Source organism: Siphonobacter sp. (assembly GCF_048595215.1).
Taxonomy (GTDB): domain Bacteria; phylum Bacteroidota; class Bacteroidia; order Cytophagales; family Spirosomataceae; genus Siphonobacter.
In genome coordinates this window covers 1-11,571 of sequence record NZ_JBMDWJ010000020.1, presented here as the reverse complement: position 1 = coordinate 11,571, position 11,571 = coordinate 1, and the positions used below count along the sequence as shown (strand labels likewise).

7 protein-coding genes and 1 pseudogene are annotated in these 11,571 nt (G+C 49.1%); 4 read left to right on the top strand and 4 right to left on the bottom strand.

Annotated features, from left to right (window positions below; genetic code table 11):
- Positions 1 to 800 (bottom strand): annotated as a pseudogene (locus ACOJTG_RS01165) (hypothetical protein); the annotation flags it as partial.
- A 348-nt stretch (positions 801 to 1,148) separates the two neighbouring features.
- Between ACOJTG_RS01165 and ric the strand changes: the two are divergent.
- From ric to uvrA, 4 genes are all read left to right on the top strand, one after another.
- Complete coding sequence (gene ric, locus ACOJTG_RS01160; RefSeq protein WP_420152122.1) at positions 1,149 to 2,102, top strand: iron-sulfur cluster repair di-iron protein; 954 nt, start codon at positions 1,149 to 1,151, stop codon at positions 2,100 to 2,102.
- Positions 2,103 to 2,185: 83 nt separating this feature from the next.
- Positions 2,186 to 2,779 (top strand): Crp/Fnr family transcriptional regulator, encoded by a 594-nt coding sequence (locus ACOJTG_RS01155; protein WP_420152121.1) that lies wholly within the window; start codon positions 2,186 to 2,188, stop codon positions 2,777 to 2,779.
- Positions 2,780 to 2,999: 220 nt separating this feature from the next.
- Positions 3,000 to 3,722, top strand: a complete 723-nt coding sequence (locus ACOJTG_RS01150; protein WP_420152120.1) for a hypothetical protein — start codon at positions 3,000 to 3,002, stop codon at positions 3,720 to 3,722.
- A gap of 409 nt (positions 3,723 to 4,131) precedes the next feature.
- Positions 4,132 to 6,657, top strand: coding sequence for an excinuclease ABC subunit UvrA (gene uvrA / locus ACOJTG_RS01145; protein WP_420152119.1), 2,526 nt, complete (start codon positions 4,132 to 4,134; stop codon positions 6,655 to 6,657).
- A gap of 327 nt (positions 6,658 to 6,984) precedes the next feature.
- Here the strand turns inward: uvrA and ACOJTG_RS01140 are convergent, their stop codons facing one another.
- From ACOJTG_RS01140 to ACOJTG_RS01130, 3 genes are all read right to left on the bottom strand, one after another.
- Positions 6,985 to 8,082 (bottom strand): serine hydrolase domain-containing protein, encoded by a 1,098-nt coding sequence (locus ACOJTG_RS01140; RefSeq protein WP_420152118.1) that lies wholly within the window; start codon positions 8,080 to 8,082, stop codon positions 6,985 to 6,987.
- A 198-nt stretch (positions 8,083 to 8,280) separates the two neighbouring features.
- A complete protein-coding gene (locus tag ACOJTG_RS01135) occupies positions 8,281 to 10,632 on the bottom strand; it encodes a GH92 family glycosyl hydrolase (protein WP_420152117.1) in 2,352 nt (783 codons plus the stop codon).
- 651 nt (positions 10,633 to 11,283) lie between these two features.
- The coding region (locus ACOJTG_RS01130) for an SDR family NAD(P)-dependent oxidoreductase (protein WP_420152116.1) at positions 11,284 to 11,571 on the bottom strand (288 nt) is incomplete at its 5' end.

The window sequence follows — 11,571 nt, the reverse complement described above, 5'->3', positions numbered from 1 at the left end:
GTAGCGATTTGCTGGGCGATCAGGGAGGCCTGGTCCAGAGGGCGAATCACGCGCTGGGCAATCAGCCAGCCGTAACCCATCACCAGCAAACTACCCATATATCGGTGTTGCCCGGTTCGAAAAATCAATCGACGAGCCATGTCGAAACGCAGCAGCCAGCCACCAACCATGACCATACCTAGACCCGTTATCGTTTGCCCAAGTCCGTGAAAGGGTTGAACAACGCCGAGTCCAAAAACAGCCAGGGCCATCCACAATAACCCACGCTGATACGCTTTGAGAGGTACGAATCGACTCAATTCCAATCGCTCGCCAGTAATAGTGAATAATAGAAAGGCCATCCACCAGGGTACGGCGGTGGGGTAAAAGTGTGTACGTAGCAGTAAGATATGCCCAATCAACAACGCGAGGCTACCGCCGAAAAGTAAGTAATAGAAAGGCTCCCGGAACCGGGTCAGAAACGAATAAACGATAAACGCCATCCCCGCTGCTCCGGCCATAAACAGCCAGATCGCCAAAGTGAATTGATTCAACAGTAAGGCTGGAACGCCCAGAACCTGCACCAGTGGTACCAGTAATGCCCAGCGTGATTTGACGACTACCGCTCGTTCCAGAGAAATTAAGGTGCCGAAAAAGCCACCCATCATGAGTAGGCCATGTTCACCCGCCGCCAAGGATAGGGGTATGTCCCAGCCCAGCCGAAGCCAGCCAGTCAGAATGCCCAGTAGCAAGCTTAGCAGGGCCAGGGGTACAATCAAACGTTGAGGCTTATCCATATTCGTATTTTGGGCGAAGCTCATGCATTGCCACGGACAAAGGAAAGCAGACGTAGGTGACCAATACCATGAGTTGAATCATGTTCGGTCAACGTTTTCATCAAGCCGACAACGTACTGGATCCGTGTACCTTTAGAGCCGGATCTGTTGGGTAATGTGGCTAAGCTTTCTGCTGATCGGGTTGGCAAAGCGGCCATGGTTAACGTTGGAGAAACCGGCTTAGAAAACATGAATGGGACGTGTATCCTAATTCACGGCTACAACCCAATAGTTTTGATTTCCTCTGAAAATTTCCCGACAACCTGATTTGAATCATAAAATGACGGGTGGGGCAGGCGGTAGTTTTGCCGTATGATCTAAACAAAAAATCACATGGAAACGCCTGGTTTATTGGATGTACGCGTACTGGACCCCCGCCTGAAACATCCCACCATTTTTGCTACGTTTGATGCTCTTGCCGAAGGTGAGTCTTTCATCCTCGCCAACGATCACGACCCTCTGCCGCTGCACCATCAGTTCAGTGACCATCGGCCCGGTTGTTTTTGGACGTACCTGGAAACCGGACCGGAGGTATGGCAGGTTCAACTGACCAAGCTTACGGGGCCGATTGAGACGGTTGCCGATCTGGTTCGGCAAAACCCGTCAGCCGCTACGGTATTCAAAAAACTGAACATTGACTTTTGCTGCAAAGGCAATCGACCCTTCACTGAAGTTTGTACGGAAGCCGGACTGAATCCCGAAGCCGTGAAAAAAGAACTTCAGGCAACAACTGTTTCTTCGGGTATTCCCGATAAAGCCAACGTGTGGCCGCTGGATTTTCTGGCGGATTATATTGTACAGAATCACCACCAGTACGTAGCCGAAGTCGTACCCACCATTACTGCATTGTTGAATAAAGTAATCGCGGCTCACGGTCCGCAACACCCTGAATTAGTAACCGTTCAGGCCGCTTTTCAACGAGTGGGCGATGAGCTGACGGTCCATATGATGAAAGAAGAGCGGATTCTATTTCCGGCCATCCGACAACTGACCCAGGTACAGAAAGCGGACCATCCGGCCCCTTTTACCTTTCCTTTCGGCTCCATTGCCAACCCCATCCAAATGATGGAGGTAGAACATACTGACGCGGGTGATGACCTGGAAACCATTCGCAGCGTTACCAATAATTTTACCGTTCCCGCCGATGGTTGTTACTCTTTTCAACTTCTGTATCAGCAACTCGAAGCGTTTGAAACCGATCTGCATCAGCACGTTCATCTGGAAAATAACATCCTGTTTCCCAAAGCGATTCAGGTAGAGCAACAACTTCATGCTGTACGGGCTTAACGCACGGATTACCCAGTCGGGGAATTATGGATCAAACAGATGTTATTCCGTAAGTTTAAGCAGTCTTTAACTAAAATAAACGTATGATTCCAACCGAAATCATTCGGCAGTACAGTGCGATAGAGGTGAAACTAGATAAAGACGAGCTGCTTTTTGGAGAAGGGGATACCTGCCTGCACTATTTTCAGGTACAGGCAGGTGCCATCAAAATGGTCAATTACAGCGAGGACGGCCAGGAGTTTATTCAGGGAATATTCGGCCCCGGTGAGAGCTTTGGTGAGCCGCCCCTGTTCGACGGCTTTCCGTATCCCAGCAGTGCCATCGCCACTACGCCCTCGGTAATCAGCAAATTGCGTAAAGAGCGGTTCATCGATTTACTTCGGGATCATTTCGCCGTACACTTACAATTTAGCGAAGTATTTTCCAAGCGGTTGCGGTACAAATCGATGATGTTACGTGAGTTATCCTCCTACGCACCCGAACATCGACTCCTAACCCTGATTGACTATTTCCGGTCTAAATCTGGTTCCTCATCGGGTCAACCTTATTTAGTACCCTTCACCCGCCAACAACTGGCCGATATGACTGGATTACGGGTCGAAACGGTCATCCGTACCATTTCCAAACTCAATAAAGAAGGCCGAATTTCTGTCGTAAAGCACAAGATTTATAGTTAGTCAAGCATTCACGCCTGATTCGTATACAACGGATACAAATAGTTTACCGCCTTCTCCGAATGATCGCTAAAATCCCGTTTGCCCTCATTGAGCGGGGTGATTCTAAATTGCTAGAAAAGAGCTTCTGCCAGTAGTCCCTTCTTTCTCCCTCTTGTCAAAGAACCGCTTATTCTTTCATGCTTTTATAGTGCTTTGTCCCATCACTATAAAATCTAATCTCATGAAGTATATAGTACTTCTGTTCTGTTTAGGATATGCTACGTTAGCGAATGCCCAGCTCAGACCCTCTAGCAAAATTGTTGAGAAAAATAGGGTCAAATCCGAGGCTTATGATATGGTTTGGTATATGCTTCGCGATACGGCTAAATTCGAAATAGGTAAGGTTTCTTCTAGATTAATCGATAGTAAAGACAAAATTACGTTGATTACAACCGTGGCAATGAAGGGGACTACCGGCATTTGGGTAGACTCCTCAACGTGCCAAAAGGCGACCTTCAGCCCTATTCGTCATAGTTCCTACAATGCCCAAAGAGATATGATCCTCAACTTTGGTCCTATCGTAACCGGGGTTTATACGGACAAACGTCAGGGCAAAAAGACCGTCATTTCGGATACCACCCAAACCACTTATTTTGATAGCAATTTTTACCCTACCCTGATCCGGTGGCTGTCTTTAAAAGAAGGATTTACTCAGAAAATAGCGATTTATGATTATAATCCTTCCGCTAACATAGGCGTCATTACCGCTTCAATTACGGGAGTGAGTAGTGGTCAGTATACCACCCAAAAAAATGGCTCAAAAGAAGTATGGGTCGTCACGGTTACGGATGAAATAAGCAACGGTACCTCTACCTATTTCATTGACAAAACAGATCGGAAACTCTGGAAACAGACAATGGAGGCTGGCAAGGGACGAACCATGCTGATGATTGCAGTTGAATAAGATGTAACAGCTTAATTTATTTACTTCTTAGCGTTTTTAGGCGTGAGTAGATCAAGTTTCCGTATAGTCAGTACGTAAATAAGGGCTATCAGTAAAAATTACCTATGGTTCAACCCAGGGCTTAGTTACGCTAACAGTGACCGGGCTACTGTTCTAGTACTTTGTGTAGGGGTGTATGCGGACTCACCTCAGGTGAAGAGTTGAGAAACTTGAGGACCAGGCTACATGATGAAAGATACTTGCGAACCCTTGACGGATTTCCGTTTTTAGAGGAAGGGTTGAACTCTCCAAGTTCGGGAGTGGCCCAACCTTTTAAAGAGTGTATACCGGACGCGAAGCATCCGCTTGAGTAGTTTACTAAGCGATGATTATGAATCGTCCAATGCACGAGTATTCGTTTTGAATCCGCATGAGCAAGCCTAGTCGAGATAAAGAATTTTCTGGTTTTATAGAGGTAAGGGGTGCCTCCGAGCATAACCTTAAAGCAGTAAATGTTAAGATACCCCGCGATGCCCTAGTTGTTTTTACGGGGATCTCCGGGTCCGGGAAATCTTCGCTGGCGTTCGGAACCCTGTATGCCGAAGCTCAGCGGAGGTATTTGGATTCGGTATCGCCCTACGCTCGGCGACTCTTCAATCAAATGCAGGTGCCCAAGGTAGACCAGATTGATGGATTGCCCCCGGCGGTGGCATTACAGCAACAACGCGGAACGGTCAGTACCCGCTCCTCAGTGGGGAGTATAACGACGATTGCCAACCTCTTACGGATGCTGTATTCTCGGGCAGGGGATTACCCCGAGGGACAGTCGATCATTTACGCGGAAGGATTTTCTCCCAACACACCCGAAGGAGCCTGTCCGCATTGCCATGGTTTAGGAAGAGTCTATGAAGTAACGGAGCGTTCCATGGTGCCCGATGCATCCCTTACGATCCGGGAGCGAGCCATTGCGGCCTGGCCCCCGGCCTGGCAGGGTCAGAATCAACGTGATATTTTAACTACGCTAGGGTACGACGTGGATATTCCCTGGAAAGATTTACCCCAACAGACCCGGGATTGGATACTCTTTACCGAGGAGCAGCCGGTCGTACCCGTATATGCCAATCGTAGCCGGGAGGCGGTCCAGGAGGCCATTCGGAAAAAGCTTACGCCCGATTACATGGGTACGTTTACCAGTGTACAGCGTTACGTCATGCAGACCTTCGCCACCACGCAAAGCCCTTTGATGAAAAAGCGGGTGGCTCAATACATGCTCAGCAGTGAATGTAAGGTCTGCCAGGGAAAACGGCTCAAAAAGGAATCGTTAAGCGTGACCTTTGCTGGGTTGGATATTGCTGACATGGGTCGCATTTCCTTGGAACAAATGGCTACTCTGTTCTCGGCGTTCCTTAAGGAAAAAAAGCCCCCCAAGTCGGATGTCCTATCCCCTGAAAAGCTAGTGGTTGCGGATCGAATTGCCGAAGACCTGCTGGCCCGCCTTCGGGTGATTTTAGACTTAGGACTGGGCTATCTGACCCTTGAGCGTACGACTCCTACGCTATCGCCGGGCGAATTGCAAAGGTTACGGCTGGCTACTCAGGTGTATTCCAATTTATTTGGCGTCGTATACGTACTCGACGAACCCTCGGCGGGCCTTCACCCGGCCGACACCGAAGCTTTACTCCGGACCTTGGATCAACTGAAAGCAGCGGGTAATTCATTATTTGTCGTCGAGCATGAACCTGAAGTGATTCAACACGCGGACTGGATTGTTGACGTAGGGCCCGCAGCGGGGGAGTCGGGGGGACAAGTGCTCTACAGCGGACCACCAGTGGGGCTGAAAGACGTAGCTGCTTCTGTTACTAGAAACTATATTTTTGATGTCTTCCAATTACCCCGGTATAATCGTCAACCCACCGGTTGGCTAAAACTAGCGGACGTTACCAGAAATAACCTGGATCATCTGGCCATAGACTTTCCCCTGGGGGTGTTTACCTGCGTCACGGGCGTGTCTGGATCTGGAAAAAGTAGCCTAGTTAGCCAGGTACTAGTGGAGCTGGTCGCCACTGCTTTGGGAACATCCGTAGCCGTAGCTACAGACGTTGAAGATGAAAATCCTTTAGAGCAACATACGGTGGAGACCTTAGGGGGCACGATTACGGAGGGGATGTCATCTATCAAACGGTTAATCGTTGTGGATCAGAAACCGATTGGGAGAACACCCCGATCGAATCTGGCTACGTATACGGGGCTGTTTGACGCGATTCGTAAATTGTTTGCCGCTACTAAAATGGCTAAAGCCAGAAAATATGACGCGGGCCGGTTTTCCTTTAACGTTGCAAAAGGTCGGTGTCCGCACTGCCAGGGCGAGGGTTCGGTCATGGTGGAATTACTGTTCCTGCCCAGCGTTTACGCTCCCTGTCCCACCTGTCAGGGAAAGAGGTACAATCCGGAAACGCTAGAAGTCAAATACAATACCAAAGATATTGCTGACGTCTTAGCGATGACGGTCGATGAAGCCTTCACGTTCTTCAAGGATAATTCCTCCATCGCTCATGGACTCAGGATTATTCGGGAAGTAGGCTTAGGATACCTGCGTCTGGGGCAACCCGCTACGGAGCTTTCCGGAGGCGAGGCCCAACGCATTAAACTGGCCACGGAGTTACAAAGGCCCCAACAGGGGAGTACGCTTTATATTCTGGATGAACCGACCACAGGACTACACCCGGCGGATATTGAAAAACTCATGATCCAATTGCAAGGATTAGTACAGGCTGGTAATACGGTCCTCGTCATCGAGCATGATATGAGTGTAGCAGCCGCTAGTGACTGGGTGATTGACATGGGTCCGGGAGCAGGAAGTCAGGGAGGAAAGGTAGTGGCTCAAGGTGTACCTGAACGGGTGGCCAAAAATGCCCACAGCCGTACCGCTCCTTATTTAGCTCGTTATCTGGATTAGCCGGCAGACAAGCTAAAAAATGGTTACTACACCTCCTCTCCATTAGGGTTGTAGTAATCCTTTTATGAATCGAATTCTCTCTCTTTACAAAAGATTTCGATGCTTGCTTATGCCTTTAGTGAACGGGCGGGTTGGGTTTCGAGGCCATCGTTTCCCGGATAAAAACCAATCTATCAAAATCCACTCCGGCTCGAATGGCGAGAGGTTTGAGCCCCAGCCCATTCGAGTAGCTTAAAACTATAGAGAAAGATTGGAATCTAGTAAAGCCCGCCCAACGTAGAAAGGTTTATTGCGTTAAGCGGGCTTTTCCATATCCTAAGACTAATCTCAGGGATACAGAATTTTTCGTACGCGGTCCATCGCCACGCGGTTATTGAAATTATCCATGTTTTGCAGGATGATGATAGTTTTTTTCGTATCAACGTGCCGATCGATGTAGTGAATATAGCCCGCCCAACTACCCGAATGACTAACGAGCTTTCCGTAAGTCGGATCTTGTTTTAGCATCCATCCGAAGCCATAATCTGTCGTCTGACCATTCAACAACGTAACGCCGCTGAATACTTCTTCTTTTTCCCGATCATTAATCAATCGATCCGAGTACAGGGCTTGGTCCCAGAGCAGTAAGTCCCGAACGCTGGAATTCACCGTACGATCCCCCGTAATTCCATCCAGAAAATACGTAAAGAACGTTTTGCCGTACGCATTCGGTTGTACCTTATGACCCGTACTATCAACCAAGTGACCGAGTGCATAGTTTTCTACGTTCTGAGGTTTATAGCGGCTTTGGTACACCAGGGATCGCTTCATGCCCAGGGGTTTAAAAATAGACTGGGCCAGAAAATCAGCGTAAGATTGATGCGATACCCGTTCAATGATAGTTCCCAAAAAAGCGTAATTGGTGTTGCTGTAGTTGAATCGCTCGTTGGGCTGAAAAAGAACGGGCGGACGAACGTGGCCAAAGGCATTGATCAGGTCGAGATTAGTTGCAAACTTACTTTTGTCCCAGTGTTCAATAAAGTAATCCGTATAGTCGGGCAGACCACTGGTATGATGCAACAGATGCCGAATGGTAATCTTGTCATAACTAGCCAGCTCGGGCAGGTATTTTGCGATCGGGTCATCGTAGTGAAGTTTACCCTGTTTTTGGAGGAGGACAATACCCATGGCCGTAAACGCTTTGGATAAAGACGCCAGTTCAAAAACGGATTCGGCATTCAACGGCCGACCCGATTGCTCATCCGCTTTACCGTAGGATTTTTCAAAAATTGGAACCCCGTTTTCGGCGACTAATACGTTGCCATTAAATGATCCCTGACGATACAGTTCGGTAAATAGACTGTCCAGTTGGGCAGGTTTGGTTTGACCAAGGCTCGGCACACTTAGGTACAGGAGCGTACCCATCAGCAGTAGCAACTTTTGCATAAGGTAGAGATTTAGAAGGTATAAAAGCTTAGTGGTAGCAATAGTACAAAGAAAAGGACGCAATAACTAAAAATTTAGTTATTGCGTCCTTTTAATTTTTTTTGCTGGATTTTTTTAGAGTAATATCTTTTAAATCAGACTATTGATAGCAAAGCTGTTTAAAGCCTGCTGTAGGTCTCCTGTTCGCTGAATCACTGCTTACTGAGCCGAGGGTGGCGGTGTCTGCGTACCCCAGGTGGTATTAGGCTGACTTCCCATCACAAAGGTTAGCTTTCCGCCCTGCATCAGCTCGTCGCGGTAGAGCCAGCAATGGGGGAGGTCTTTACCGTTGAATGTCGCTGACTGTACGTATACATTCGTTGCCGAATTATTTTTAGCCTCGATGCGGAGTGGTTTGCCATTGCCCAGCCGAATCGTAGCCCGATCAAAGGCGGGGCTTCCCAACTCAATGATGGGTTTTAGGTCCGTAAATCCTTTCACGTCGAACAGGCCCAGCGAGGCCATGACGTACCATGAACCCAATTGGCCCTGATCTTCGTCCTGTCCATACCCATAGCCATGAATGGGCTCGGTACCGTAAAATTCATCGCAGATGGCACGGGTCCATTTCTGGGTGAGCCAGGGTTTTCCGGAAAAATTGAAGAGCCAGCTCACGTGTAAATTGGGCTGATTGCCGTGGTTGTACAGCGACTTGATCCCCGCAAAAGCATCGATTTCCTTGCCACCCCCAAAGCCATTTTTCTGAGCCGTGGTAAAAATGTCGTCGAGCCGGGTATTGAATTCATCTCTACCGATCGCTTCAATGAGAGCTTTCGGATTTTGTGGAACGAAGAAGGTGTACTGAATGGCATTTCCTTCCTGAAAGCCCCGCCAGGGTTCGGAAGGGTCAAACGTGTCAATGAAGGTACCGTCCGCTCGCTTGGGACGAACCAGTTTTTGCTTCGGTTCATACAGAAGCCGCCAGCCGTTGGAAAGCCGGATCAATTGTTCATACTCGGGCTGCTTGCCCATGGCCTTGGCTAGTTGGGCTGCTGCAAAGCTACTGAAACTGTATTCCAGCGTATGGGAGGCCGAAAAATGAGAGCCGGTAGCATCGGTTTTATCTTCGTCGAGATAGGGTACAAAGCCTCGCTTCACGAACGCTTCCACATCCAGCTTGCCCGAGCCAACGGGCCGGTTACGACCACTTAATTCATTCGCCTGAATAGCCCGAAAGGCCAGGTCCGTATCATAATCCCGGATGCCCGCCTGATAAGCAGCCGCAATGGCCAGACCCACGAAATTGGTCCCGACACCCGATACGAAATTGCTGTTAGCAATACCGTCGCCAAACCAACCCCGTTCCTTGTAAATTTCCAGCTGGGTATGAACAAAATCGCTGTACCGTTCCGGATACGAAAGAGCCCAGAGCTGCGTCAGGTTCCAGTAGGCACCCCAAATGGCGTCGGTGTTGTAAAAGTTATGACTGAACTTCCCGTTTGTATCGCGGGGCAACTGGCCAATGGAGCCATCGTGCCGGGGAAAAGAGCCATTTACGTCGTTAGCTACGCCCCGTCCCAGTAAGGCATGGAATAAACCCGTGTAGAATTTAACCTTACTAGTTTGATCGCCTTCAACGGCCAGCTTGCCTAATTCCTTTTGCCAGGTGTTCTTAGCCTTTTGCCGGGCTTTTTCAAACGACAAGTCTGAGGCTTCGGCGTCGAAGTTTGCCCTAGCGTTGGCAATGGAGGTGTAGGATAAGCCTATTTTCAATTCAATAGCCTCGTGATCGCTGGTGTTGTATTCCAGAAAAAGCCCGGCTCCTTTACCCTGAGCCGCATTGCGTTGAGCCTGAATACCTGCGTCCGTAAAAGCTCCCACCGACCGTGGAGCTTTGCTTACTTCGCCCCAGATGTACATGGAAACCAGTCCCTTGGGATCGTAAGTCTTCACGTACTTGGGATAGGTAGTAACGAATCCTTCAAAGTGGGTCGCGTCAGTCATGCGTACTTCGGCCTTCCGTACTTCGCCGCTTTCGCCCTGTACATTTCCGATGTCCAGCATAATCCTCGACTGATCATGTTTAGGGAACGTGTAGCGGTGAAAACCGACGTGCGTCGTAGCCGTCAGCTCCGCCGTAATCCGGTAATCGTCCAGCAAAACTTTGTAATACCCAGGTTCTGCCAGCTGATTTTTTCGGTCAAAGCGAGAACGATACCCACTGTCGGGGTTTTCCAGATCGCCCGGTTTTACTTTCAGGGCTCCGGTGGAGGGCATTACGCTTACGCCACCGATCTGCCATTCGTGAAAATGGACAAAGCCTTCAATGGATTGATGCCGGGTGTCATACCCCACAGCTTCCCAGCCCTGCTTGTTGCCGTAGTGCCCGTTGGTGGATGGAGCCAGCTTGGCCATTCCGTGGGGTACGGCCGCGGGAGTATAGAAGAACCAACGGCTGTGGGCAGTACCGATGTTGGGGTCCACGTAGCGGAGAACGTTTGGACGCCTGGCTGCACAGGAGGTTAGCAGGACAGCCAGCACCATGCTACTTAAAAGCTTCGCGTAATTCATTCGTGATTTAATGAAAACAAGCGGGCAACCGCCCCTTTGAGGTTATAACAGGTTACGAAAGCGAGATTCAACCGGGCGAGCAGATGCTTGGTCTATGATCCTTCGTACGCTTTTTGATCGGACTAGCGTAGGTTGCCGATCGGAGGGCAGACTTACACCGCAGGCCGAAATTGCAAAGAAATGCTTAGGATTCGTCTATTGATATACGTAAATACGAATGGGAAGCTGGATCGATTAATGATATGAGTTTCTTTCAATCAAGCGGAAGCTTATACTTTCAGATCGTTAGTTATTCAAATAGCCTCCTGACAGTTAGCTGTTTATTAGAAAAAATAGTCTAGAGCGAGGGCCTAAGAACCGCCTCGCTCTGGACTGTAAAAAGGTTTAATAATACAGGAGAATACCTTTTCCTGACAGCAAATCATTGTAGGGAAATGGAACACCTGTCCATTCTTCAGATAATGACCACAATTGCCTGGCACTAACTTTATCTAAAGAATAGGGTTGTACGCCACGCATCGGGGGAAGCATCCGTAACCGGTTCATCGACTTCGACTGAGCGAGTCGATGACTGCTGATTCAATATTTCCTGAGCATCGATAAGATGCTACCCGGATTCACCTTGATATGAAGCTGGGCAGAGATACCCGTCTATAAACCGTAAAGACCACCCGAAACGGAGATTTTTTCACCCGTAATCCAGGCTGCATCGTCGGAAGCAAGAAATACCGCTACGCGGGCAATGTCTTCGGGCTGCCCGCCGCGACCCAGTGGGGTATGAGCAATGAGGTTCTTCTCGAAATCACTGCCGCTAAAGCCCGCCGCATGGGTACCCTCCGTTTCTACCGAACCCGGCAAAATGGAGTTGATGCGGATCTTGCGTCCGGCAAATTCCTTGGACAAGGCAATGGTAAGAGCATCCAGAGCCGTTTTGGTGGC